This is a genomic window from Brevundimonas sp. GW822-FHT03E11 (genome assembly GCF_058801445.1).
The window spans coordinates 315331-341553 of record NZ_JBXANG010000004.1; the positions used below are offsets into that span (position 1 = coordinate 315331).

The following is a 26223-nucleotide window of genomic DNA, read 5'->3' on the forward strand; positions in this document are numbered from 1 at the left end:
GAAAACGACACTCGACCAAAGTCGCCCTGACGCTTGTCTCAGCCCTGCGTCACTCTCTCGGCCAATCGCGCACTTGCGGCGTGAAAACGGTCGGAAAGACCAGACAGCTGGGAGGCTACGCTATGACGGACAGCGCCATCGGTGCGCCGGTCGATGAGTATGTGGTGGGTAAGAACGACAAGCTGGTGATTCTGGCGTCGTCGGTCGGCACCGTTATCGAATGGTATGATTTCTATCTGTACGGGTCGCTGGCCGCGATCATCACCGTGCAGTTCTTCTCCGGCGTCAATGAGACGACCGGCTACATCTTCGCCCTGATGGCCTTCGCCGCCGGATTTGCGGTTCGACCGTTCGGGGCCGTGGTCTTCGGGCGTCTGGGCGACCTGTGGGGTCGCAAGAACACCTTCCTGGTGACCATGCTCCTGATGGGGCTTTCCACCTTCGTCGTGGGTCTGTTGCCCCCCTATGCGGCCATCGGCATCGCCGCGCCGATCATTCTGGTGCTGATGCGGCTGATCCAGGGTCTGGCCCTGGGCGGCGAATACGGCGGCGCCGCCACCTATGTCGCCGAGCACGCGCCACATGGTAAACGCGGCTTCTACACCTCCTTCATCCAGATCACCGCCACGGCCGGCCTGGTGCTGAGCCTGGTCGTCATTCTGGGCGTCCGTGTCTCGGTCGGCGAGGAGGCCTTTGCGGAATGGGGCTGGCGGATCCCCTTCCTGGTCTCGATCCTGCTGCTGGGCGTGTCGCTATGGATTCGTCTGAAGCTGTCCGAAAGCCCGTCCTTCAAACGGATGAAGGCCGAGGGCAAGGGGTCCAAGACCCCGCTGAAGGACTCCTTCGGCAAATGGCCGAACCTGAAGCTGGTGCTGATCGCCCTGCTGGGCCTCACCGCCGGCCAGGCCGTGATCTGGTACACGGGTCAGTTCTACGCCCTGTTCTTTCTGGAACGGGTAATGAAGCTGGACGCCACCCTCGTCTATGTGATGCTGACTATCGCCCTGGTCGCGGCCTCGCCCTTCTTCATCTTCTGGGGCTGGCTGTCGGACAAGGTGGGACGCAAGCCGGTCATCCTGGCCGGGTGCCTGATCGCCGCCCTCACCTATTTCCCGCTGTTCAACGCCCTGACCCAGGCCGCCAATCCGCGGCTGGCCGCCGCCGCCGCCTCGGCGCCGGTCGTGGTCTATGCCGATCCGGCGGACTGCAACGTCCAGTTCGATCCGATCGGCAAGACGGTGTTCAACCACTCCTGCGACCTGGCAAAATCCTATCTGGCCAAGGCCGGGGTGACCTACACCAATGTCGAGGCGCCCGCAGGCACGGTGGCTCAGGTGCGGATCGGCGACCAGGCCGTCGTCCAGAGCTTCCGCGGAGACGCCATGGCGCCTGCCGATTTCGCGGCGGAGAAAAAGGCCTGGGACAAGCAGTTGGGCGAGGCCCTTACGGCCGCCGGCTATCCTGCCAAGGCGGACAGCGATCTGGTCAACAAGCCGATGGTGGTGCTGATCCTGTTCATCCTCGGCTTCTATGTGACCATGGTCTACGGACCGATCGCTGCGGCCCTGGTCGAGATGTTCCCGACCAATATCCGCTACACCTCCATGTCCCTGCCCTATCACATCGGCAACGGCTGGTTCGGCGGCTTCCTGCCGACCACGGCCTTCGCCATCGTGGCGGCGACCGGCAACATCTATTCCGGCCTCTGGTACCCGATCATCGTGGCGCTGGGGACGGTCGTGCTGGGCTTCCTTCTGGTCAAGGAAGGAAAGGATGTCGATCTAAACGCCTGAATTCTTGCAATCAGGCGTGGATGAGGGGCGGGTCGTCGCAAGACGGCCCGCCTTTCCCTTGTGAAAGCCCCCCTGCCCGGTTCAGATGCCGCCATGTTCAGCCTGATGATCCTCGGCCTGGTCATCGCCTATATGGCGGTGCTGTTCGGCGTCGCCTGGCACCAGGAGCGGCCGGGCGCGCGCGGGCGCGGCCTGGGTCCGTCGGTCTATGCCCTGTCGCTGGCCATCTACTGCACCTCCTGGACCTATTATGGCGCGGTGGGCACCGCAGCCCGTGAGGGGTGGGAGTATCTGCCCATCTACATCGGCCCGGTGCTGGGGCTAACGGTGCTGTTTCCTCTGTGGCGTCGGATCGCCGCCGCCGCCCGGCGCGAGAACGTCGGCTCGATGGCGGACTTCGTGGCGTCCCGCTATGGCAAGAGCCAGACCCTGGGCGCGGTCGTGACGCTGGTCGCCATACTGGGCTCCCTGCCCTACATCGCGCTGCAGCTGAAATCCCTGTCCATGGCGGGGGCCCTGTTGACGGCGGGGACGCCGGTGGCCGGTTCCGAGAGCCTGACCGTTCTGGTGCTGGCGGGGGTGCTGGCGGGGTTCGCCATATTGTTCGGGGCGCGGCGGCCGGATCTGACCGAACACAATCGGGGCCTGATCCAGGCCGTCGGGTTGGAGTCCCTGGTCAAGCTGGGCGCTCTGCTTCTGGTCGCGGCCTTCGCCCTGTTGCTGCTGGTTCAGAACGGTTCAGGCGCGACAATCCGAGAGGGGCTGGGTGCCCTCGCCGCCCCGCCGGAGCTGACGCCTCGATTCCTGGCCATCGCCCTGATCGCCAGCCTGGCCATCTTCTGTCTGCCGCGTCAGTTTCACGTCGCCTTCGTCGAGGGCGCCGACCCCAGCCATGTGCGCCGGGCCCGCTGGATTTTTCCGGCCTATCTGGTGCTGACCAGCCTGGCGGTGCTGCCGTTGGTGGCCGCCGGCGCCCTGTTCGCACCCTCGACCAACCCCGACCTGCTGGTTCTGGCCCTGCCGTTCGGGCGGGGCGAGACGTGGCTGACCGCCGTCGTCTTCGTCGGGGGGTTTTCCGCCGCCACGGCCATGGTCATCGTCGAGGCCGTGGCCCTGTCGGCCATGGTGTCCAACAGCCTGATCCTGCCCTTCCTGGCGCGAGACCGATGGCGGTTGCGCGGCGACGCCTCGGACATGTCGGGCATCATATTGCAGGTGCGACGGGGGGCCATTGTGGCGGTGCTGCTGCTGGCCTGGCTTTACTATCAGGCGACTGATCAGTCGCGGGGGCTGGCGGCCATGGGGCTGGTGTCCTTCGCCGCCATGGCGCAACTGGCGCCCGCCCTGTTCGGTGCCGTACTGTGGCGCGGCGGTCACGCCCACGGCGCCCTGGCGGGCGTCACCGTCGGGATCACGGTCTGGATCGCCATGCTGGCCCTGCCCCAGCTGGCGCCGGCCGCGCCCTGGCATCTGCATGTCATGTTGGGGGTTAAGGACCCGCTGGCGCTGGGCGTCTTCGTCAGCCTGGGGCTGAACCTGGCCGCCTATGTCGGGGTGTCGCGGTTCGCCCAGCCGCGGCTGATCGACCGAGTCCAGGCGCGGGCCTTCGTCGATCGTCTGGGGCCCGACTGGCTGGAGGCGCGGCCGTCGCCGGCCGGCGCCTCGGTCGGCGATCTGCGCGCCCTCGTCGCCCGCTTCATCGGGGACGAACGCGCCGAGCGGGCCTTTGCGGCCTGGAGCGCCGAAACCGATGTCCGGTTGCGAGACGCCGATCCGGCCAATGCGAGTTTGGCAAGGGCGGCGGAGCGGATGCTGGCCGGCGCCATCGGGGCGGCCTCGGCTCGGCGGGTGATCGCCGCCGCCCTGGCCGGCGGCGGCCGCGCGCCCGAGGATGTGGTGCGGATGCTGGACGAGGCGTCCCAGGCCGTCCAATTCAGTCGGGACCTGCTTCAGACGACCCTGGACAATATCGACCAGGGCGTGATCGTCGTGGACGAAGATCTGCGCATAACGGCCTGGAATCGCCGATATGTGTCTATGTTCGATCTCCCGGCCGGCTTCGTTCACGTCGGCTTGCCGATCGCCAGCATCTATCGACTGAACGCCGAACGCGGGGAAAGCCCCAACGACATCGACACCTGGGTGGAGCGGCGGCTGGAAGCCTTGAGCCGACGCATTCCCCATGACCATGAACGGCTTCAACCAGACGGGCGGGTGCTGCGTTCGTCCGGGGCGCCGATCCCCGGCGGCGGCTATGTGACCAGCTATACGGACATCACCGCCCTGCGGCGGGCGGCCAGCCAGTTGGAAGAGGCCAACGAAAGGCTGGAAGCTCGGGTCGCCGACCGGACGGCTCGGCTCGAGGAAGCGCGGCGCGCGGCGGAGGAGGCGACGGCCTCCAAGACCCGCTTCCTGGCCGCCGCCAGCCACGACCTGTTGCAGCCTTTGCATGCGGCGCGGCTGTTCATCGCCGCCCTCAAGGAAGAGCCGGCCGTCTCGGGATCGGAGGCGGGGCCGGCCGGCCGCACCCTGGCCCTGAATGCGGACCGGGCCATAGACAGCGCGCACCGGCTTCTGACCGCTCTTTTGAACCTGTCGAAGCTGGAGGCCGGCGGGGTGAAGGCGGCCGTGACACAGGTGTCGCTGGACGGACTGTTCGACGAGCTGGAGCGCGAATATCTGCCGGTGGCGGAGGCCAAGGGGCTGCGGCTGACTCTGGTGCGGAGCGGTCTGTGGGTGCAGTCGGACCGGGATCTGCTGCGGTCGATGCTTCAGAACCTGATCGCCAACGCTATTCGGTATACGGACACCGGACGGGTGCTGGTCGGGGCGCGGCGCAAGGGCGAGACCGTGCAGATCCTAGTGTACGACACCGGGCGAGGCATCCCCGACGCCGATCGTGAGACCGTTTTCGGGGAGTTCGTCCGCCTGCCCGGAGCGCCGGTCGATGAACCGGGCGCGGGGCTGGGCCTGGCCATCGTGCGGCGATTGTCCAGCCTGCTGGATCATCCGCTGACGCTGACGTCCCGCGTCGGGGCCGGGACCGCCTTCCGCATCACGGCGCCGCGCCGTCACGCCGATCGTCCGCCCGAGCCGGCGCCGCTGAAGGAGGCGCGGCTGCCTCTGTCGGGTTTGCGGGTGCTCTGCGTCGACAATGAGCCGGTGATCCTGGACGCCTTGACGGCCCTGCTGACCCGCTGGGGCGCCCGTCCGGTCACAGCGTCCAGCCTTGAGGCCGCAAAGGCCGCGCCGGGGCCGTTCGACGCCGCCCTGATCGACCTGCATCTGGGCGAAGGGCCGGAAGGGTTCGCGGTGATCGACTGGCTGCGGCCGTTGGGGGTGCGGCGGATCGCCCTGGTCACGGCCGATACGCGCGACGGCCTGAACGATCAGGCGACCGCCGCCGGGGCGGTGCTGCTGCCCAAACCCATCAAGCCCGCGGCGCTGAAAGCCTTTCTGTCCAGCTGAAGCGCCGGCTTGGATTCAGACGGCCGAGCGCACGGTCAGCACCGATCCGCTGACGCCCTTGACCACCACGTCCTGCCCCGGTTCGGGCGCTTCGCCCTCGATCACGGCAGCCCATTCGGCGCCGGATACGAACACCCGCCCGCGGCCGGCGACGAAGGCCTCCACGACCCGGGCGCGCTGATCAAGCAGACGACTGTCCCGATCGTTGATGTCCTGGCCGGGCGGATTGGCTTTCTGCACCAGACGCCGCGACAGAATGGTGGCGATCACAGTCAGAACGGCGAAGACGGCGACCTCGCCCGGCAGGCCCAGACGCAGACCCACCGCCGTCATCACCGCCACCAGTCCCGCCGAGACCGCAGGCCACAGCAGCCATTCGGTCGAGAACATCGCCTCCACCGCCAGAAGGAGCACGCCCACGCCCAGCCAGATCCAGAACGGCTGGGCGGTGTAGAGATCGGCCACAAGGGTCATGTCGCGCGCTCCGATCAGGCGGTCGGCGGAACCGACGAACGACGTGCGGTCGTCGTGGACGGAGCAGGCTGCGGCGCGTCCTGCTGCTGAGCCTTGGCCAGGCCGACCATCTCGCCGATGCCGGCGATCGTGCCGACGAGGGCGCCCATTTCCGCCGGAACGATGACGGTCCGCTGCTGAGGGCTGCGGGCTAAGTCGGCGAAGGCCTCGACGTATTTCTGGGCGACGAAATAGTTGATGGCGTTGACGTCCCCTCGGGCGATGGCCTCCGACACCATGGCGGTGGCGCGTGCTTCCGCCTCAGCTTCGCGCTCGCGCGCCTCGGCGTCGCGGAAGGCGGCCTCCTTGCGGCCCTCGGCTTCCAGAATGGCCGCCTGTTTGGCGCCCTCGGCGCGGGCGATGGCGGCCTGTTTCTCGCCGTCTGCCTCGGTCACGACGGCCCGACGTTCGCGCTCGGCCTTCATCTGACGGGCCATGGCGTTGGTGACGTCGGTCGGCGGGGTCAGGTCCTTGATCTCGATCCTGTTGACCTTGACGCCCCAGGGCTCGGTCGCCGCGTCGATGACGTGCAGCAGGCGGGTGTTGATGCTGTCGCGCTGGCTCAACACCTCGTCCAGCTCCATTGAGCCGACCACAGTTCGCAGATTGGTCATGCACAGTTGAGCGATGGCGTAGGTCAGGTCGTCGACCCGATAGGCGGCGCGGGCGGCGTCCATCACCTGGATGAAGACGATGCCATCCACCCGGACCATGGCGTTGTCCTTGGTGATGACTTCCTGAGTCGGTACGTCAAGAACCTGCTCCATCATGTTCATCCGCTTGCCGATTCGTTCCACGAACGGGGTCAGAAAGCCAATGCCGGGGCTCAAGGTCTTGGTGTATTTTCCGAACCGTTCGACTGTGAATTCGCGCCCTTGGGGCACGATCTTGATCACGCTGAACAGCAGCGAGACGGCGAGGAACAGCAGAACGCCGGCGAAGATGGTGAGCACGTCCATGGGGGTCCTCCTTGAGAACCCCAGGTTACGCCGCGGCAGGCGGCTGCGCCATAAAAACCGGACGCGAGACGACCGTTTCAGCCCGCCCGAGCGGCGTAAACCGCCAGACGCTCCGCAACATCTTCTTCAATATCACCATAGAACAAGTTGTAAGGGCGGGCTTTTCGTCGATCCGCCCAACTCCCTCTTTCCTTGAAGGACTCCAGATCAGGCCAGCTGTGGCGCAGCAATCCGTCGCGGCACTGGGTCTCGACCTCCCGCGCCATCAGGGCCGGCCTTGCGCCCCATTCCAGGCCGGTGGCGTTGGTGGCGCCGCGATGAAGCCGTGCGGGGACGCGCGCTTCGCCCGTTCCGCCCGTCACCGGATTGACGCAGACCGGGCGGCGGCCCGCAAGATCGACGAACTGTCCGCGCTCGTCCCAAACCGTCGCCCGTCGAAGCCGGCGATGCGCGGCCGCATCATCGGGAGCGCCGACTTGAGACCAGGCGACGACGCAGTGGATCTGCCGCCGGTCAGCGCAGGGCGGCGTGTCGGCCGGCAGGTTTTCGACGGCGATGATGGCGTCCATCAGATAGGCCGCGACCATCCGGCTTCTGAGCACGGGATCAGGCGCGATCCGTTCCCGGATCAAACGATCCAGAAGATCGGCCCCCTGCTCCACCCCCGCCAGGACGATGGGGCCCGTCGGATGGCGACCCAGCCAGACGTCGAAGGCGGACAGAATATCGTCATAGGCGAAGGCGCGCGCTTCGCGCGCGTCGTCGCGCAGGGTCAGCCGCGTATAGAGGCTGGCCTGCCTATAGCGGGGCGCGCTGACGGCGCCGGCGCGAGCGAAGGGTCCGGCGTAGTTCGGCAGAACCACGCGCTCCAGATAGGCGTCGGCCTTCTTGTCGCCGATCGCGCCGTTCCAGTCGCGGCCGCCGTCGAAGGTCGTCGAATGGACGAAGAAGACATTGGCCGCGCCGGACCCTTGCACCCGCGCGTCCAGAAGGGCCCAGGCCGAGGGCTGGGCGTAGTCGGGCGCCGGGGGCGGGCGATAGGTCTGAAACGGAATCTGCGGATCAAGGGCGGCGCGCAGAATGTCGCCCCGCCAGACGGCCACCGCCGCCGTCAACAGAAAGACCAGGACAAAGCCGCTGTATCCAATCCATTGACGCAATGTCAGATGTTTCATCGATAAGGATCTGACTGAGAAAGAAATTGCTGAACATAGCGCCGCACTCCCTCTTCCAGAGGCGTCGCCTGTCCCTCGAAACCCGCCGCCCGGATGCGATCCATCCGCGCCTGGGTGAAATACTGGTATCGGTCGCGGATGACCTCCGGCATGTCGATATAGGCGATCGCCTCAGGCTTGCCGGCTGCGGCGAAGGTGGCGCGCGCCAGGTCGGCGAAGGAGCGGGCCTGGCCCGATCCGGCGTTGAAGATCCCCGAGACCTGAGGCGATTGCAGCAGGAATTCGATCACATCGACCACATCGTCCACATAGACGAAGTCCCTCAGCTGACCCCCGTCGGCATAGGCGGGGTTGTGCGAGCGGAAGAGGCTGACGGTCTCGCCCGCCGCCACCTTGGGCCAGATCTGGGCGACGACCGACTTCATCCCGCCCTTGTGGCCCTCGTTCGGTCCATAGACGTTGAAGAATTTCAGCCCGGCCCATTGCGGCGGCGCCTGGTCCCGGTCCGCCTGTCGAACCGCATATTGGTCGAACAGCAGCTTGGAATAGCCATAGGCGTTCAGGGGCCGCAGCTGCGCCAGGGACAGGGCGTCGTCATCGTCGTTGAACCCCGTCCCGCCGTCGCCGTAGGTGGCCGCCGAGGAGGCGTAGATCAGGCGGACGTTGCGGATGGCGCACCAGTCCCAGAGATCGCGCGACAGGGTGAAGTTGGTCCGCAGGATCAGGTCCGCATCCGGTTCGGTCGTCGAGGAGATCGCGCCCATATGGACCACGGCCTCGATCCGTTCGGCATGGCGCTCCAGCTGGTCGAACATCTCCTCGGGAGACCAGAAATCCGCGATCGGATGTTTGGCCAGATTCCGCCACTTGCCCAGATCGGCCGTCTCCAGCCGATCACAGACGACGACGTCATAGGCCGTCTCCTTCGTCAGCCGGGCCACGATGTTGGAGCCGATGAAGCCGGCGCCGCCGGTCACCACGATCATCCGGGGCGTCATGTCAGACCTGAGGCGTCTTGGCGCCGATCTGAATGGCCAGATCGTCGAAAGCGATCAGCTGGGCCGCCAGGGCCTCGAACTGATCCAGCGGCACCATGTTCGGGCCGTCCGACGGAGCGTTGTCGGGGTCCGGGTGGGTCTCCATGAAGACCGCGTCCACGCCCACCGAAACGGCGGCGCGGGCCAGAACCGGCACGAACTCGCGCTGACCGCCCGAAGACGTGCCCTGCCCGCCCGGCTGCTGGACGCTATGGGTCGCGTCGAACACGACCGGGCAGCCGATGTCGCGCAGCACCGGAAGCGCCCGCATGTCGCTGACCAGGGTGTTGTAGCCGAAGCTGGCGCCCCGCTCGCAGGCCATGACGTTCGGATTGCCGGCCCCGACCACCTTGGCCACGACGTTCTTCATGTCCCAGGGAGCCAGGAACTGGCCCTTCTTGATGTTGATCGCCTTGCCGGTCGCGGCCGCGGCCAGCAGCAGATCGGTCTGGCGGCTCAGGAAGGCCGGGATCTGCAGCACGTCGACCACCTCGCCGACGGGTCCGCACTGGGCCTCGGAGTGGACGTCGGTCAAGGTCGGCAGGCCGGTGACCTCGCGGATCTCGGCGAAGATCGGCAGGGAATCCTTCAGACCGATGCCCCGCGCCGCCGTCGCGCTGGTGCGGTTCGCCTTGTCGAAACTGGTCTTGTAGATGATGCCGACCTTCAGCCGCTCGCCGATTTCCTTCAGCGCATGGGCCGTCTCCAGGGCGTGCTGGCGGCTCTCCATCTGGCACGGGCCGGCGATGAAGACGATTCGGGCGCCGCCGCCGATGACGACAGGCGTCCGAAGACCTTCGGACAACGTAATGACGGCGTTGGGTCGGCTCACGAGGCGGCTCTTTCGAAGTTCAGGCGTTATGGGAGCGGCGTTTGCCGCAGCTATGAGGCCATCAGGTGGCGTGCATTCGCCGCCGACGCAAGTTTTCATGGAGTCGCCTGCGTGGCCGTCAAGCCTGTCGTCCTTTGGTTTCGCCGCGACCTGCGCCTGAACGACAATCCCGCCCTGAACCAGGCCGCCGCGACGGGCCGTCCGATCCTACCGGTCTTCATCCTTGACCGCGACCCGGACCGTCCGACGGGCGCCGCCTCCCTGTGGTGGCTGGACAAGTCCCTGCGCGCCCTCGACGTTTCGCTACAGGAGCGCGGCGCCCGACTGATCCTGCGGCGCGGCGATTCCCTGATCCAGCTTCGCAGCCTGATCGAGGAGACCGGCGCCGACGCCGTCTTCATGAACCGGCTGTTCGAGCCCGCCGCCTTCGCCCGCGACGCCGAGATCACCCATGAGCTGAAGTCGGCCGGCGTCGACTGCCGAGGCTTCAACGGGTCGCTCCTGGCGCGGCCGGGCGCCGTGCTGAACGGCTCCGACGCCCCCTACAGGGTCTTCACCCCCTTTATGAAGGCCCTGCTGGCGAGCGCTGAACCGCCGCCGCACACGACCGGACCGCGCCGAATCGAGACCCCGGCGGACGTGGCGGGCGAGGCGGTGGACGACTGGGGTCTGCACCCCACCCGGCCCGACTGGTCGAAAGGCTTCGACTGGACGCCGGGCGAGGCCGGCGCCGCAGCGGCCCTGTCCGACTTCCTGGCGCGCGGTGCGAAGACCTACGCGGCCGACCGCGACCGCCCCGGCCTGCCGTCCACCAGCCGCCTGTCGCCCCACTTGCACTGGGGCGAGATCAGCCCCTGGCGTGCGGCCCAGCGCGCCCGCGAGGCCGCGCCAGCGGCCGAGGCGGCCAAGTTCGTCTCCGAACTGGGCTGGCGCGACTTCTCTGCCCATCTGCTCCACCATTTCCCGACGATCGTCGACCGCGCCTTCCGCCCGGAATACGAGGCCATGCCCTGGCGGAACGATCCCGAGGGCCTGGCGGCCTGGAAGCGAGGGCGCACCGGCTATCCCCTGGTTGACGGCGGCATGCGTCAACTGTGGACGACCGGCTGGATGCATAACCGGGTGCGGATGGTCGCGGCCTCCTTCTTGGTCAAACATCTGCTGATCGACTGGCGCGAGGGCGAGGCCTGGTTCTGGGACACTCTGGTGGACGCCGACCTGGCCAGCAATGTGCAGAACTGGCAGTGGGTGGCGGGCTCGGGCGCCGACGCCGCCCCCTATTTCCGCATCTTCAATCCCATAGGTCAGGGCGAAAAGTTCGACCCCGACGGCGCCTATGTCCGTCGCTGGGTTCCCGAGCTGCGCCGCCTTCCGGATCGTTGGCTCCATTCGCCGTGGACAGCCCCGGCCGAAGTTCTGCGCGACGCGGGAGTGAGGCTTGGAACGGACTATCCGCACCCTATCTTGGATCATGCCCAGGCGCGTGCGCGCGCCCTCGACGCCCTGAAGACGGTGTCGGGTCGCGATGCGTCCGCTGATCCTGACTGACGACTGAGACAGAGGTTCTTGCATGACTGCCGCCGCTCTGGACATAGAGGCCGCCGCCGCCCGCACGCCACGCGTTTTCGGCCTGCTGCTGCGTCTGCTGGCGTCGAACTGGACCTTCGGCCGCCTCACCGTTCGTCTGCCGAACGGCGAGGTCCATGTGTTGGAGGGCGCGCGTCCCGGCCCCAGCGGCGTGCTTGAAGTCAAGGACTATCGCTTCGCCCGCCGCGTCCTGGCCGCCGGCGACATCGGCTTCGCCGAGGCCTATATGGCCGGTGAATGGGACAGCCCCCATCTGGCCGCCCTGCTGGAGACCCTGGTCGAGAACTATGACCACATCCGCCGCCTGTTCGACGGCAACTGGCTGATGAAGGCGGTCAACTGGCTGGCCCACCGGCGCAACCGCAACAGCCGGACAGGCTCGAAAAAGAACATCCACGCCCACTACGACCTAGGCAACGCCTTCTACTCGACCTGGCTGGACCGTTCGATGACCTATTCCTCGGCCCGGTTCGACGGCGCCGACCGGTCGCTGGAGGCCGCGCAGCAGGCCAAATACGCCGCCCTGGCCCGGATGATGGACCTCAAGCCCGGCATGTCGGTGCTGGAGATCGGCTGCGGCTGGGGCGGCTTCGCCGAGTTCGCCGCCCGCGAGATCGGCGCCCAGGTCACCGGCCTGACCATTTCGAAGGAACAGTACGATTTCGCCCGCCGGCGCCTGTTCAACGCCGGCCTTTCGGACCGGGCGACGATCGAACTGACCGACTATCGCGACGTCCAGGGTCGGTTCGACCGCGTCGCCTCCATCGAGATGTTCGAGGCGGTCGGCAAGGAATACTGGCCCGCCTATTTCGGCAAGATCCACGAGGTGCTGAAGCCCGGCGGCCGCGCCGGCCTCCAGATCATCACCATCCAGGAGTTCCTGTTCGACGAATACAACGCCCGCACCGACTTCATTCAGAAATACGTCTTCCCCGGCGGCATGCTGCCGTCGGAAGAGCGGCTGAAGCCGGTCGTGGCCGCCGCCGGCCTGAACTGGGGCCCCATCGAGCGGTTCGGTCTTGACTATGCCGAGACCCTGAAACTCTGGGACGATCGCTTCCAGGCCGCCTGGTCCGACATCCGCCGCATCACCGGTTTCGACGAGCGGTTCCGCCGGCTGTGGCGCTTCTATCTGGCCTATTGCGAGGCGGGCTTCCGCTCGCGCCGGACCGACGTGGTGCAACTGGTGCTGGACCGCGCCTGACATTAGGCTGGGGCCATGACCCAGACCTCGCCCCTCTTTCCCCTGATCTCCACAGGGGATCTCGCCGCCCTGACGGACGATCCGTCGCTGCGCATACTGGACGCCAGCTGGCATCTGGACGGACGGGACGGCCGGGCCGAGTTCGCGGTCGAACATATTCCCGGCGCCCGCTTCTTCGATCTGGACAGCGTCTCGGACGGCTCCAGCGGCCTGCCCCACATGCTGCCCTCGCCCGCAGCCTTTGCATCCGCCCTGTCGGACCTGGGGATCGGCGAGACGGACCGGGTGGTGGTCTATGATTCCGTCGGCCTGTTTTCGGCGGCCCGCGTCCGCTGGATGCTGAAGGTCATGGGCGCCGCCCATGTCCAGGTGCTGGACGGCGGTCTGCCGAAGTGGAAGTCCGAGGGACGCCCCGTCGAAGCCGGGACCCCGGCTCCGCCTTCGCCCGCCCGTTTCACCCCGGATTTCGACGCGGACGCAGTCGCCGGCCTGAATGATGTGCGCGCCGCACTCGCAGAGGGGATTCAGGTCGCCGACGCCCGCGGTCCCGCCCGCTTCGCCGGCCAGGCGGCGGAACCCCGACCCGGCGTCCGTGCGGGCCATATGCCCGGCGCGATCAACCTGCCCTACGCCGCCCTGATCGACGGCGACGGTCGGCTGAAACAGGGGGCGTCCCTGAATGACGTCCTGGCCGACGCCGGACTGGACCCGGCCCGGCCGGTCGTGACGACCTGCGGATCCGGCGTCACGGCCGCAATCATCAGCCTGGCGCTCGAAACCCTGGGGCGGCCGTCGCGCCTGTATGACGGATCATGGGCTGAATGGGGATCTCGAACCGACACCCCCGTCGCCACCGGGGCCTGACGCCGCTCAGGCCAGGATCGGCGGCGAGGCCTGGGTTTCGGTGATCGGCTCGACCGGATCGTCCTTCTCGCCGCGCGAGACGACGGTGGCCAGCACCAGGTCGCCGGTGACGTTCAGCGTCGTGCGGCACATGTCCAGGAAACGGTCGACGCCCAGGATCAGGCCGATCCCTTCCGGCGGCACCTTCACCATGACCAGGATCATGGCCACGACCGGCAGCGACCCGGCCGGCACTCCGGCCGTGCCGATTCCGCCCAGGATGCAAACCAGCATGACGATCACCTGCTGGGTCAGGCTCAGCTCAATATTGAAAAACTGGGCCAGGAACAGCACCGTCACCCCCTCGAACAGGGCCGTGCCGTTCTGGTTGGCGGTGGCGCCGACGGTCAGTACGAAACGGGCGATCTTGCGCGGCAGTTTCAACTCGTGCTCGGCCGCCTTCAGCGACACCGGCAGGGAGGCGTTGGACGAGGCGGTGGAGAAGGCCACCACCATGGGCTCGCGCACCGCCTTGAAGAAGCCGAACGGCGAGCGCCCGCCCAGAATCCAGATGACCAGGGGATAGACCAGGAACATATGGATCGCCATGGCGCCGACGGCGACGCCGACGAAGGCGGCTAGACGCACCAGCAGATCCCAGCCGAACAGGGCCGCCAGATTGAACATCAGGCAGGCGATGGCGATGGGCGCCAGTTTGATGAAGAGGTTGATCAACTTCATCGTGACTTCGAGAATGCCTTCGATGACCTGCTGGAGGCGGTCGGTGGCGGGGCTCTTGGCCATGACCAGGCCGATGCCGAAGAATAGGGCGAAGACCATGAGCGGCAGGATCTGGTTCTCCGCCGCCGCCGTGACCGCGTTGGACGGAACCAGGCCTAGGAAGAAGTCGCCGAGCTGGATGGTCTCCGGCGCATTCTGGACGATTCCGGCCGCGCCGTCGCGGCCTTGCTCCAGCAACTGTTGAGCCATGGCCGGATCGACGCCGCGACCGGGCTGCAACAGATTGACCATCACCAGCCCTATGACCACGGCGATGCCGGACACCAGTATGGTCAGAAGCAGGGTCTTGATCCCCGCCCGGCCAAGGGCGTTCAGATCCCCCATCTCCGCCACCCCGATCACCAGGGCCGAGAACAGCAAGGGGATGACCATCATGAACAGCAGGCGCAGGAAGATCTGCCCAGCCGGGCCGGTGACGTTGTCGGTCAGCCAGACGACCCAGGGCGTGTCGGCGCCGAGGGTCAAATTGACCCACAGGCCGGCGCCCAGGCCGACGGTGAAGCCGATCAGCATCAGCCAGTGGAGCGCCAAGCCCCCGCGTTTGGTCTCAGTCATCTGTCCCCCAGAAAACGATGCAAGTCGTCGCGCTTAACGGATCGGCAATCCATAGATCAAGCCGGGCGGCCGACCGTTCCACTGTGCGTTCAATCCGCGGGCCAGGTCGAGCGGCGATTGAGAGCCCAGGTTCCGATCAAAGATTTCGCCATAGTTGCCGACGGCGGAAACAGCGTCCTTCGCCCAGGTCTTCGACAGGCCCAGCATGGCTCCGAAATCCCCCTCTGCGCCCAGCAGACGCCGGATTCGCGGGTCTCGGGCGTCTTTGGCCTGGGCCTCGACGTTCTCCTGAGTCACGCCCAGTTCTTCGGCCAGAATGACGGCGTTGAGGGTCCAGCGGACCACGTCGGCCCAGCGGTCGTCGCCCGCGCGGACAACCGGCCCCAAGGGCTCCTTGGACACCACGTCTGACAATATCGTGTGCGCCTGGGAATCGGCCAGGACGGCGCGCGCAGCGGCCAGGGCCGAAATGTCGGCGCTCAGGGCGTCGCAGTCCTCGCGGCCATAGGCGTCGCGCGCCGCCTCCTCCGTGGGCAAGACGACAGGCCGGTACGGGATCCCCCGTGACCTGAAGAAGTCGTCGGCGTTGGCCTGGGCGGTCGAGCCGGCCTGGACGCAGACCCGCGCCCCATTCAGCTCAGTCGCGCTGTTCAGGCTGAGTGACCGCCGCACCAGAAAGCCCTGGCCGTCGTAATAGTTGACGCCGGCGAAGACGAAGCCTTCGCCGGCGTCGCGGCTCATGGTCCAGGACGAGTTGCGCCAAAGGACGTCGATCCTGCCCTCATTCAAGGCGGCGAACCGGTCCGAGGCCGACAGGGGCACGAAGCGCACCGCCTCGGCGTCGCCCAGGATCGCCGCCGCCATGGCCCGGCAGAAGTCGGCGTCGAAACCCCGCCATTGCCCGCGATTGTCGGTGTGGGCGAAGCCCACCAACCCCTGATGCACCCCGCAATTGAGCCGCCCGCGGCGCTTGACCGCCGCCAGGGTTGGACTTTCGGGGCGATCGGTCGTCACCGTCGGCGCCGGGACCGGGGGGGCGTCGTCTTCGGCGGCGCGTCTGGCGTCGTCGCGGCCGCAAGCCGCCGCCGCCAACAGCAGGACCGTCATCGCTCCGATCGCCATGATCCGCATCGCGTTCGTCTCCTCCGCTTGCGCCCGGCCGACTTTAGAGGCCTTTAGACCCTGATCCGCAAGCCATCGGAGAGGCCATGTCGCCGCATTCGGACCGCACCCGCCTGATCTCGTCCGCCACACGCCGGGGGCAGGGCCGCCGTCCGGTCAATCCGCCCGTCGAGCGGGCCTCGACCATGCTCAGCGACCGTGCGGCGGTCATGCGGGATAACGCCGATGGCCCCACCTACGGCCTGGACGGCGGGGCGGCCGCGCGCCAGCTGCGCGCCGCCCTGGCCGATCTGGAAGCGGCCGAGGACGCCTTTATCGTCCCCTCCGGCCTCGCCGCCGTCACCGTGCCTCTGCTGGCCCTGACCCGGCCGGGCGACGAGGTGATCACGACCGACGCCCTCTATGGTCCGTCGCGACGCTTTCTGTCCCGCTACCAGGCCGCGCGTGGCGTCACGTCACGATTTTTGCCGGCCGATGCGGATGCTGAAACGGTGATCGCCGCGATCGGGCCGCGCACCCGCCTGGTCCTGATGGAGTCGCCCGCCTCCCTGACGTTTGAAATGATCGACGTCGAGGCGGTGGCTCGGGCCTGTCGAGAACGCGGCGTTCTCAGCATGATCGACAACACCTGGGGCGCCGGCCTGGCCTTCAAACCCCTGGCCCACGGCGTGGACGTCAGCGTCCAGGCCCTGACCAAATATGTTTCCGGCCATTCCGACGTCCTGATGGGCGGGATCGCCGTCACGGATTCAGCCTGTCGCCGGGCGATCGCAGATACGATCGAAGACCTGGGCTGGCACGTTTCGCCCGACGACGCCTGGCTGGCCCTGCGTGGCCTGCGCACCCTGCCGCTGCGCTACGCCGAACAGGGTCGGTCGGGTCTGATCATCGCCGAATGGCTGCAGGCCCGGCCCGAGGTGTCCCGCGTCCTTTATCCGCCCCTGCCCGGCTCTGTCGGCCATGAGCTGTGGACACGCGACTTCACCGGCGCCGCCTCCCTGATGGGGGTCGTTCTGAAGGGGGGGACCGAGGCCGCCGGCCAGGCCCTGCTTGATGCCCTCAGCCTGTTCGGCATGGGCTATTCCTGGGGCGGATTCGAAAGCCTGATCACCCACGAAACCCATCAGACGGCCTATCGCGTCTACCCACCCGCCTTGGAGGGGGAGCTGATCCGACTGCATGTGGGGCTGGAAGACCCGTCGGACCTGATTGCGGACCTGGAGCGGGGACTGGCGGCCTTCCGCGCCGCGCTCACCCTTCCTTAAGCGGGCGGCGTCACCCTTGGGCGTGCGCGCCTCGCCTGACCGATTCGATCAGCCGACCGATCCGCCCGCCTGGGAGCAGTGGGCGGCGGGCTTCGTCGTCTTCATGTTGACCGGCGCCCTTTTCGCCCCCGTCTTTGCGCCGGACCAGAGCGAGACCCCCATGCTGCGGTTCCTGTGGCTGCCGGTCTATGCGGTGACGGCGGGGCTGATCGTCTTCCGGTTCGAGCGCGTCATTCGCGCCTGGCCGGCCTGGCTGGCGGTGGGCGCCCTCGTCGGCCTGGCCTATGTGTCGCAGTACTGGTCGATCGATGCGGAGGTGACGGAGCGGCGCGTCATCGCCCTGGCGATCAACAGCGCCTTCGCCGTCTATCTGGGCGCCGTCTTTAATGGCGCCGCCCTGCCCCGCCTGTTGATGCGCGCGGGCCTGGTGATGGCGATCGGCAGCCTGATCATGGTCTTCCTGTTTCCTCGGATCGGAGTGCACCAACTGGACAACGCCGGCCTGTGGCGCGGGCTCTGGTACGAAAAGAACCAGATGGGCCTGGTCATGGTAGTCGGCGCCGTCTCGGCCGCCGCCGTTCTTGTCGCCGATCATCTGGCTGACAATGGCCGCAAACCCTGGATCGCCCTCCTGACCCTGGCGCTCACCACGCTTTTGGTGGTCGCCACCCAGTCCAAGACCTCCCTGCTGTGCCTGATCCTGGGGGTCGGCATGGTCGGGGGCTGGTGGGTGCTTCGCCAAGGCGGAGCCGCCGTCACCGTGGTTGCGGTCTGGTTGGGGGTCGTCATGGCGGCCGGCGGCGCCTGGCTTTGGAATACCCAGTCCGCCGTCATCCTGGAAGCCCTGGGCAAGGATCCCTCCCTGACCGGCCGGACCCTGATTTGGGAGGCGTTGATGCGCAAGGTGGCCGACCGTCCCTGGACCGGCTACGGTTTCAGCGCCTTCTGGGGCGTGGACTCGATCCCCGCGCGCGAGATCCGAATAGAGACCCAATGGCCGGTTCCTTCGGCCCACAACGGCTGGATCGACCTTCTGGTCCAGCTGGGCTGGCCCGGCGCCGTCCTGGTGGGTTTGGTCATGGCCGTTTCGGCGGTGATGATTCTGGCCCGGCTGAACGGAATGGGGGCGCGCGAGGGTTTTTGGAGCCTGGGCTATATGACGGGCTTCTTCGTCCTGAGCCTTTCGGAGAGCGTGCTTCTGACCCACGCCAACCTGCCCTGGGTGTTGATGCTGGCGATTTTGGCCCGCGCCGTGACCTTCGATCCCGTTCCGGTACGACCGCCGCTTGCTCGACCGGCCCAGCGGGCCTACCAGAACCGGCTCCGAATCGCCTCAGACTATGTGAATGGCCGCCGACCTCTTCGCTTTTGATGACACGCCCCAGCCTCCCAAGCCGGAGGCGCCCAAGCCTGTCCCGACGCCGGGCGCTGCGGCGGCGCCCGCCCCTGCGCCCGCACCGACCCCGGCCGCTGCGGTCCCCGGCGGCTATTCCGCCTCCTCGATCGAGGTGCTGGAAGGCCTGGAGCCCGTCCGCAAACGCCCCGGCATGTATATCGGCGGCACCGACGAACGCGCCCTGCACCACCTGTTCGCCGAAGTCCTCGACAACGCCATGGACGAGGCGGTGGCCCGCCACGCACGGCTGATCACCGTCGATCTGGACGCCGAAGGCTATCTGTCCGTCCGCGACGACGGCCGCGGCATCCCCGTCGACCCGCACCCCAAACACCCCGGCAAGTCGGCGCTGGAGGTGGTCATGACCGTCCTCCACTCGGGCGGCAAATTCTCGGGAAAGGCCTATGAGACCTCGGGCGGCCTGCACGGCGTCGGCGTCTCGGTCGTCAACGCCCTCAGCGAAAGCGTCGAGGTCACGGTCTGGCGCGACGGTTTCGAGTGGAGGCAGGCCTTCTCGCGCGGCCATGTCCTGGCCCCGATCCAGCAGGTCGGCCCGTCCAAGAAGCGCGGCACCCTGATCCGCTTCAAGCCGGACGAGCAGATCTTCGGTGTCGGCGCGGCCTTCAAGCCCGCCCGCCTGTTCCGTATGGCGCGCTCCAAGGCCTATCTGTTCCGCGGCGTCGAGATCAAATGGACCTGCGCCCCCGAACGGATCACCGACGCCACCCCGGCACAGGCCCTGCTCCACTTCCCCGGCGGCCTGGCCGACGCCCTGGCCGACCGCATCGGTGAGCTGGAAACCGTCACCCCCACCTTCGCCGGCCGCGCCGAGCGTCAGGGCGAGGCGGGCGCCTTCGAATGGGCGGTCACCTGGTCGCCCGCCGGTTTCGGCGAGGCGGACGGCTTCATCCAGTCCTACTGCAACACCGTCTCCACCCCCGACGGCGGCACGCACGAAGCCGGCTTCCGCGCGGCCCTGGTCAAGGGGCTCAAGGCCTATGGCGAACTGACCAATGAGAAACGCGCCGCCATCATCACGGCCGAGGACGTCATCGCCAACGCCGGCGCCCTGATCAGCGTCTTCATCCGCAATCCCGAGTTCCAGGGCCAGACCAAGGACCGTCTGTCCTCGCCCGAGGGGGCGCGGATCGTCGAACAGCTGCTGCGCGACCCGCTGGACCACTGGCTGACCGAAAGCCCCAAACAGGCCAACGCCCTGCTCGGCTTCGTCATCGACCGGGCCGAAGACCGGCTGCGCCGCCGCAAGGACAAGGAGGTCCAGCGCGCCGCCGCCACCCGCAAGCTGCGCCTGCCCGGTAAACTCTCCGACTGCTCGCGTCAGGCCGCCGAGGGCACCGAACTCTTCATCGTCGAAGGCGATTCAGCCGGCGGCTCGGCCAAACAGGCGCGCGACCGCACCACCCAGGCCATCCTGCCCCTGCGCGGCAAAATCCTGAACGTCGCGTCGGCCACGGCGGACAAGCTGCGCCAGAACGTCGAACTGTCCGATCTGGCCCTGGCGCTCGGCGTCCAGCCCGGCAATCGCTTCAACATCGACGACCTCCGCTACGAGCGGATCATCATCATGACCGACGCCGACGTGGACGGCGCCCATATCGCGGCCCTGCTGATCACCTTCTTCTATCGCGTCATGCCTGAGACCATCCGTCAGGGCCGGGTCTTCATGGCCCTGCCGCCGCTGTACCGGATCTCGGCCGGCCCCTTGAGCGAATACGCCCGCGACGACGCCCACCGCGACGAGCTTCTGGCCACCGTCTTCAAGGGCAAGAAGACCGAGATCGGCCGGTTCAAGGGCCTGGGCGAAATGATGGCCTCCCAGCTGAAGGAGACCACCATGGACCCGAAGAAGCGCACCCTGGCCCGGATCACAGTGCCGGACGCCGAGGCGAGCATCGAGGATTTGGTCGAACGGCTGATGGGCAAGCGGGCTGAGGCCCGTTTCCAGTTTATCCAGGAAAACGCCCAGTTCGTGAAGGAAGAGCTGGACGTCTGATCCCGCCCGCCACGCCCCCGTGACGCCTGGACCCAGGCGCGCTAGAGGGCGACAGACCAAGACCGACAGCCGGATCGATCCATGACCCAGACGCCGCCCCGCGCCGCCATCATCCTCGCCGCCGGCCAGGGCACGCGGATGAAATCGCCCCTGCCCAAGGTGCTGCATCCGGTCGGCGGGCGCGCCATGCTGGATCACGCCATTGACGCCGCCGAGGCCCTAGGCTGCGAGCGGGTGGTCGTGGTGGTGGGCGAGCATTCGCCGGAGGTCCGGGCCCACGTCGTCAACCGCCTGGGCGAGGCTGCGATCGCTGTCCAGGACCCGCCCCTGGGCACCGGTCACGCCGTGCGCGCCGCCGAACAGGCTCTGGCCGGGTTCGAAGGAGACGTGGTCGTCACCTATGGCGACGTCCCCCTGCTGAAGGCCGCCGACATCGCGCCTGTCTTCGGCGCGTCGGGGGTCACCGTGATCGGTTTCGAAGCCCGCGACCCGGGCGCCTATGGCCGTCTGATCCTCGAGGGCGACATCCTGACCGCCATCACGGAGGCCAAGGAGGCCTCGCCCGAGGTGCTGGCCGTCACGGCCTGCAACTCGGGCGTCATGGCCGCGCCGGCCGCCCTGCTTTTTTTCCTGTTGGCCCAGGTCCGCAACGACAACGCCAAGGGCGAATACTATCTGACTGACGTCGTCGAACTGGCGCGCAAGGCCGGCCATCCCACCCGCGCCGTCTTCGCCGACGAGGACGCGGTCATGGGCGTCAACGCCCAGGCGGAACTGGCCCAGGCCGAGGCCCTGTTCCAGAAGGTTCAGCGCGAGACCTTCTTAGCCGCCGGCGTGACCATGAGCGCGCCGGATACCGTCCACTTCGCCTGGGACACCCAGGTCGGAGGCGGAACGGTGATCGAACCCTATGTGGTCTTCGGGCCGGGCGCGGTGATCGAGGGCGGGGCGCGCATCCGCAGCTTCAGCCATATCGAGGGCGCGCGCGTCGCGGCCGGGTCGGAGGTCGGCCCCTACGCCCGGCTGCGGCCAGGCGCGGACCTGGGCAGGGGCGCCAAGGTCGGCAACTTCGTCGAGGTCAAGAACGTCCGTATGGCCGAGGGCGCCAAGGCCAATCACCTGGCCTATCTGGGCGACGGATCGGTCGGCGCCGGCGCCAACATCGGGGCGGGAACAATCTTCTGCAACTATGACGGCTTCAACAAGGCGCAGACCGAGGTCGGTGCCGGCGCCTTCGTCGGCTCCAATTCCAGTCTCGTCGCCCCCGTGACGGTCGGCGCGGGCGCCCTGGTCGCCTCCGGCTCCGTCATCACCGAGGACGTGCCGGCCGACGCCCTCGCCTTCGGCCGGGCCCGCCAGACGAACAGGCCGCAAGCCGCCGCCGACTTCCGTGAAAAGGCCAAGGCCAAGAAGGAGGCGGCCAAGGCCGCTAAGCTGAAATGAGCGATCTGCAAAAGAAGAACGCCGGCGAAGCCGCCGCCCAGCATGTCGAGCCCGGCATGGTGGTGGGCCTGGGCACCGGCTCGACGGCCGCCTGGTTCGTCAAGGCTCTGGCCGCCCGCAATCTGTCCGGTCTGCGGTGCGTCCCCACATCCGAAAAGACAGCCGATCTGGCGCGCGAGCTGGGCCTGACCCTATCGACGCTGGAAGACACGCCGCGCATCGACCTGACCGTCGACGGCGCGGACGAGGTCGGTCCCGGCCTGGCCCTGATCAAGGGGGGCGGCGCCGCCCTGTTGCGTGAGAAACTGGTGTGGGAGGCGTCCAGCCGCTGCATCGTCATCGCCGACGCCGCCAAGGTGGTTCCGGTGCTCGGCGCCTTTCCCCTGCCGATCGAGGTCGTCGCCTTCGGGCACAAGACCACGGCCAATCGCATCGCCGACGTCCTGGTCGATCATGAGATCCATGCGCCGGCGCGCGTGCGCCAGGCGGATCGCGGTCTGGTTCGCACCGACGGCGGCAATCTGATCTATGACGCGGCTTGCAAGGCTATCCACGACCCGGTGCGCCTGGCCGACGACCTGAAGCTGATCACCGGCGTGGTCGAACACGGCCTGTTCCTCGACCTGGCCGACCTCGCCATCATCGGCACGGACAAGGGCGTGGACACGCTTCTGCCCTAGGAGTCTCGGAACGACCCGGCGCCCTAGCCGCTATCCCTTTTCACCCGAAAAGGACGCGAACCATGCCGCACCAGAACTCTGAGTCTCCGACCGCAACGGCGCAGAACGCCGTCAACGAGCCGCAAGTCCCGAACGATGAGGCGCGCGAGCAGCACGTCTCAACTCATCCCGAGGCGAAATCCTATGCCGCCGACGACTATCGCGACGCAGCGCTCGCCCCTCCGGCCGCTGGAGAAGTCACCGATTATGCGGACGACGGCGAAGCGCTGGACGAGCCCTTCCAGCAAGGCGGCGACAAGACCAATCGCCCGTATCGAACGGAAGTGATGAGCGAACAGGGACCGAAGACACGCGCAGCCAACGCCCGAATCGTAAAGGGGCGCCCCGCCGGCTGAAGGCGCAAGCCTTGCCGTGCCGAGCGCCCCCTCCTAATTCGAACCTCAGGCTGCGGCGTCTGCCGCCGAATTTAAATGAGTCCGGCTCTGTGCAGCGTCGGGACGCCGGAGCGCCAGATGGCTGAATATGACTACGACCTCTTCGTCATCGGCGCCGGCTCAGGAGGCGTGCGTGCAGCGCGGCTGACCGCCCTGGACGGAAAGCGGGTCGCTGTGGCCGAGGAATACCGGGTCGGCGGCACCTGCGTCATCCGGGGATGCGTGCCCAAGAAATTCATGGTCATGGCCTCCGAAGTCAGCCACGCCTTGGAGATCGCCGAGGGCTACGGCTGGTCGTTCGACCAGGCCCGGTTCGACTGGCCGACATTTCTCGAGGCCAAGGATGTCGAAATCGCGCGTCTTTCGGGCATCTACGCCGCCAATCTGGGCAAGGCCGGCGTGGAGCTGGTCCATGGTCGGGCGGTGTTGAAGGACGCCCATACGGTCGAAATCGTCGGAAAGGATCAGGTTTTCACCGCTGAAAAGATCCTGATCGCCACCGGCGGCCGCCCGTGGAAGCCGGACGGCTTGACCGGGATCGAGCACGCCATCACCTCGGAAGAGGCCTTCCACCTGCCCGAACTGCCCAAACGCATCCTGATTGCGGGCGGCGGCTATATTGCGGTGGAGTTTGCGGGAATCTTCGCCGGCCTGGGCGTCGAGACGACCCTGATCTATCGCGGGCCGAACATCCTGCGCGGCTTCGATGACGATGTGCGCGCCCATCTGGCCGGCGAGATCGAAAAGCGCGGCGTCAAGGTGATCCTGGGCTGCCAGCATGAGAAGATCGAGAAGACGCCGACCGGACTGATCAACCACCTCGAAAACGGCATGAAGCTGGAAACGGACGTGGTCATGTTCGCCACCGGCCGGGTTCCGCATGTGAAGGGCTTGGGGCTGGACGCCGCCGGGGTCGAGTTGAACGAGGCCGGGGCGATCAAGGTGGACCGCTGGTCAAAGACGACGGCCGAAAACATCTGGGCCATCGGCGACGTCACCGACCGGATGAACCTGACTCCGGTGGCCATTCGCGAAGCGGTGGCGTTTCACCAGACCGTCTTCAGGAACAATCCTCAGCATTTCGACTATGAGGCCGTGGCGACGGCGGTGTTCAGCCAGCCGCCCGTCGGCGTGGTCGGCCTGTCGGAGGCCGAGGCGCGCCGGTCCTGTTCGGCCGGCGTCGATGTCTATGTCACCCGCTTTCGGCCGATGAAATACGCCTTCACCGGCTCTGAGGAGCGGGTTCTGATGAAGCTGGTCGTCGACGCCGACAGCCAGAGGGTGGTCGGCGTCCACATCGTCGGGCCGGACAGTCCGGAGATGATCCAGCTCGCCGCCATCGCCGTTAAGGCCGGCCTCACCAAGGCCCAATGGGATGCAACCTGCGCCGTCCACCCGACCATGGCGGAGGAGTTGGTGACGTTGAAAGAAAAGCAGTCCAGCAGCACCTCGGCGGGCTGAACCTTCCGCAACCCAGGCCGGGTCCTCAGTGTTGATAGGGCCTAGCCATGTCTTCATCTGGCCGATGCGCCAGGGGACGCCCGCGCGGGCGCTCACGGAACTGTTCGATCAGGTCCAGACGCCCCGCGTCCGGGGTCGAAACGGCGACGGGACCGTCGTTCCGGATCAGCAGCAGCGTCGGATTGCCTCTTCCGGCCGCCATCGGCCAGTCGGGCCGGCCTACTCCGTTCGGATCGCCGGAGCGGGCGAAGCTGGTCCAGTAGCCCATCATGGCCTGGGAGGCGACCTGATCCACCGGCCGCACCGGATAGGGCAGAAGCGACAGCGTTCCAAAGACATAGGGCCGCTCGATCGCATGGGTGGCGCCGCCGTGCGGTTCGGGATTGTCCGGCGAGGAAATGTCGAACCGATAGAGATAGGCGGGTCGTCCTGCGGCGGCGTGCAGCCGCGCCAGCAGCCGTGCGGGTTCGGAGAATACGGCGTCGGTGATGAAACCGCGGTCAAACCCGGCCTCTCCGCCATAGGCCTGGATGATCTGGGCACGTTCCAGCCAGGTCATGTCGTCGTCGATCATGCCGTAGCCGTTGCGGTCGGTGGGCTTCATCCACCAGAATTCGGCGCTGTTGGTCCCGATGATCAAGGGCGCCGGCGACTGCCGCCCGGCGCGGAAGGCCGCCTCGACGGTCGAAGGCACGATCCTGCCGTCGATCAGAGTCAGGTCGCCGTTGGCGAAGACGGGCGCAGGCGTCAGCAGCAGTTCGACCGGCGCCGACCGCAGATCAGCCGCCGTCATCAGATTATGACCGTGCGCCCAAACCTCGCCCCGTTCGCGGGCGGACGGCAGGTCAAAGGCGCCGCGTCGATCCAGGGGCGTCTGCAACTCACGACCCAGCCCGGACTGAACGACGGCCCGGGCGAACAGATCACGCGCCGGAGGCGAGATCATCAGGCGGGTCACCATGGCGCCGCCGGCGGATTCCCCGAATATGGTGACGTTGTCGGGGTCGCCGCCGAAGGCGGCGATATTGGCCTTTACCCACCTCAGGGCGGCGATGACGTCCATGACGCCATAGTTGCCCGCCGGCTCATCGGCCGGCCGTTCGGCCGCCAGGGCGGGGTGATCAAAGAACCCCAGCCGTCCCAGGCGATAGTTGAGCGTGACCACCACCATGCCCTGACGCGCCAGGTGCGACCCGTCGTAGAGCGCGGCCGTGCCCGAGCCGTTCACCAGTCCGCCGCCATGGATCCACACCATCACCGGCGCCGGCTCAGCCGTATCAAGAGGGCGCCAGACGTTCAGGTTCAGGCAATCCTCGCTCATCGGCAGAGGGCCGACGCCGGGATCGCCCTGCGGCGTGGCCTGGATACAGATCGGCCCATAGGTCGAGGCGTCGCGACGGCCTTCCCATCGCGGGGCTGTCCCCGGCGGCCGCCACCGCATCTCTGCGACCGGCGGGGCGGCGTAGGGAATGTTCTTGAAGGCGGCGATGTCGCCGTCCGCCACGCCCGTCAACTCGCCTTGGTCGATCCGGATCAGAGGCGGATCGTTGGCGGGCCGGTCTGTGGGTTGAGCGATCATCAGGGAGAGGGTGGCCAAGGCGCCGGCGATTGTCATGCCCTGTCCTTAGCAAATTCCCTCGA

The 26223-nt window shown here is 67.4% G+C and carries 20 protein-coding genes; 12 read left to right on the forward strand and 8 right to left on the reverse strand.

The genetic code is table 11. The features are described from left to right. The first annotated feature begins 122 nt into the window (after window positions 1-122). The gene (locus AC1RKE_RS09230; protein WP_054765775.1) at window positions 123-1793 is read left to right on the forward strand and encodes an MFS transporter; all 1671 of its coding nucleotides are present in this window, start codon (window positions 123-125) and stop codon (window positions 1791-1793) included. A gap of 93 nt (window positions 1794-1886) precedes the next feature. Further along, window positions 1887-5261, forward strand: a complete 3375-nt coding sequence (locus AC1RKE_RS09235; RefSeq protein ID WP_348682873.1) for a hybrid sensor histidine kinase/response regulator — start codon at window positions 1887-1889, stop codon at window positions 5259-5261. A 15-nt stretch (window positions 5262-5276) separates the two neighbouring features. Here AC1RKE_RS09235 and AC1RKE_RS09240 read toward each other — a convergent pair whose 3' ends face one another. The 5 genes from AC1RKE_RS09240 to kdsA all read right to left on the reverse strand — a co-directional run bounded on the left by AC1RKE_RS09240 (window position 5277) and on the right by kdsA (window position 9777). Further along, window positions 5277-5735 carry an NfeD family protein gene (locus tag AC1RKE_RS09240; protein ID WP_191557823.1) on the reverse strand — a complete coding sequence of 153 codons (459 nt, stop codon included), beginning with the start codon at window positions 5733-5735 and terminating at the stop codon, window positions 5277-5279. 14 nt (window positions 5736-5749) lie between these two features. Next, window positions 5750-6733, reverse strand: a complete 984-nt coding sequence (locus AC1RKE_RS09245; protein WP_191557824.1) for an SPFH domain-containing protein — start codon at window positions 6731-6733, stop codon at window positions 5750-5752. 77 nt (window positions 6734-6810) lie between these two features. Continuing rightward, complete coding sequence (locus AC1RKE_RS09250) at window positions 6811-7908, reverse strand: DUF3089 domain-containing protein (RefSeq protein ID WP_228184149.1); 1098 nt, start codon at window positions 7906-7908, stop codon at window positions 6811-6813. Next, entirely contained in the window at window positions 7905-8906 is a 1002-nt protein-coding gene (gene rfaD / locus AC1RKE_RS09255) for an ADP-glyceromanno-heptose 6-epimerase (protein ID WP_348682875.1), read from the reverse strand. Before rfaD ends, AC1RKE_RS09250 begins: the two co-directional genes overlap by 4 nt. 1 nt (window position 8907) lies before the next feature. Further along, complete coding sequence (gene kdsA, locus AC1RKE_RS09260) at window positions 8908-9777, reverse strand: 3-deoxy-8-phosphooctulonate synthase (protein WP_224764268.1); 870 nt, start codon at window positions 9775-9777, stop codon at window positions 8908-8910. Window positions 9778-9888: 111 nt separating this feature from the next. Between kdsA and AC1RKE_RS09265 the strand changes: the two genes are divergently transcribed. Genes AC1RKE_RS09265 through sseA form a run of 3 tightly spaced genes read left to right on the forward strand, consistent with a single transcriptional unit; the run spans window position 9889 to window position 13432 of the window. Continuing rightward, a complete protein-coding gene (locus tag AC1RKE_RS09265; protein WP_348682877.1) occupies window positions 9889-11325 on the forward strand; it encodes a cryptochrome/photolyase family protein in 1437 nt (478 codons plus the stop codon). A 22-nt stretch (window positions 11326-11347) separates the two neighbouring features. Beyond that, the gene (locus AC1RKE_RS09270; RefSeq protein ID WP_348682879.1) at window positions 11348-12568 is read left to right on the forward strand and encodes a class I SAM-dependent methyltransferase; all 1221 of its coding nucleotides are present in this window, start codon (window positions 11348-11350) and stop codon (window positions 12566-12568) included. A 15-nt stretch (window positions 12569-12583) separates the two neighbouring features. Beyond that, a complete protein-coding gene (sseA, locus tag AC1RKE_RS09275) occupies window positions 12584-13432 on the forward strand; it encodes a 3-mercaptopyruvate sulfurtransferase (protein ID WP_348682880.1) in 849 nt (282 codons plus the stop codon). A gap of 6 nt (window positions 13433-13438) precedes the next feature. Here the strand turns inward: sseA and AC1RKE_RS09280 are convergent, their stop codons facing one another. Together AC1RKE_RS09280 and AC1RKE_RS09285 are read right to left on the reverse strand one after the other, a co-directional pair. Continuing rightward, window positions 13439-14767 carry a dicarboxylate/amino acid:cation symporter gene (locus AC1RKE_RS09280; protein WP_348682882.1) on the reverse strand — a complete coding sequence of 443 codons (1329 nt, stop codon included), beginning with the start codon at window positions 14765-14767 and terminating at the stop codon, window positions 13439-13441. 33 nt (window positions 14768-14800) lie between these two features. After that, window positions 14801-15889 carry an amino acid ABC transporter substrate-binding protein gene (locus AC1RKE_RS09285; RefSeq protein ID WP_348682883.1) on the reverse strand — a complete coding sequence of 363 codons (1089 nt, stop codon included), beginning with the start codon at window positions 15887-15889 and terminating at the stop codon, window positions 14801-14803. 86 nt (window positions 15890-15975) lie between these two features. Between AC1RKE_RS09285 and metC the strand changes: the two genes are divergently transcribed. From metC to gor, 7 genes are all read left to right on the forward strand, one after another. Continuing rightward, window positions 15976-17154 carry a cystathionine beta-lyase gene (gene metC, locus AC1RKE_RS09290; RefSeq protein WP_348682885.1) on the forward strand — a complete coding sequence of 393 codons (1179 nt, stop codon included), beginning with the start codon at window positions 15976-15978 and terminating at the stop codon, window positions 17152-17154. Between the two features lie 22 nt (window positions 17155-17176). Further along, window positions 17177-18526 (forward strand): O-antigen ligase family protein, encoded by a 1350-nt coding sequence (locus tag AC1RKE_RS09295; protein ID WP_348682887.1) that lies wholly within the window; start codon window positions 17177-17179, stop codon window positions 18524-18526. After that, on the forward strand, window positions 18501-20564 hold the full coding sequence (locus AC1RKE_RS09300) for a DNA topoisomerase IV subunit B (protein ID WP_348682889.1): 2064 nt from the start codon (window positions 18501-18503) through the stop codon (window positions 20562-20564). Before AC1RKE_RS09295 ends, AC1RKE_RS09300 begins: the two co-directional genes overlap by 26 nt. Before the next feature lie 81 nt (window positions 20565-20645). After that, window positions 20646-22007 (forward strand): bifunctional UDP-N-acetylglucosamine diphosphorylase/glucosamine-1-phosphate N-acetyltransferase GlmU, encoded by a 1362-nt coding sequence (gene glmU / locus AC1RKE_RS09305; RefSeq protein WP_348682891.1) that lies wholly within the window; start codon window positions 20646-20648, stop codon window positions 22005-22007. Further along, entirely contained in the window at window positions 22004-22687 is a 684-nt protein-coding gene (gene rpiA, locus AC1RKE_RS09310) for a ribose-5-phosphate isomerase RpiA (RefSeq protein ID WP_287104083.1), read from the forward strand. Before glmU ends, rpiA begins: the two co-directional genes overlap by 4 nt. A gap of 62 nt (window positions 22688-22749) precedes the next feature. Beyond that, the gene (locus AC1RKE_RS09315; RefSeq protein ID WP_348682893.1) at window positions 22750-23082 is read left to right on the forward strand and encodes a hypothetical protein; all 333 of its coding nucleotides are present in this window, start codon (window positions 22750-22752) and stop codon (window positions 23080-23082) included. 117 nt (window positions 23083-23199) lie between these two features. Continuing rightward, window positions 23200-24582, forward strand: coding sequence for a glutathione-disulfide reductase (gene gor, locus AC1RKE_RS09320; protein WP_395941975.1), 1383 nt, complete (start codon window positions 23200-23202; stop codon window positions 24580-24582). Between the two features lie 25 nt (window positions 24583-24607). Here gor and AC1RKE_RS09325 read toward each other — a convergent pair whose 3' ends face one another. Beyond that, complete coding sequence (locus AC1RKE_RS09325; RefSeq protein ID WP_348682896.1) at window positions 24608-26197, reverse strand: carboxylesterase/lipase family protein; 1590 nt, start codon at window positions 26195-26197, stop codon at window positions 24608-24610. Window positions 26198-26223: the final 26 nt, after the last annotated feature.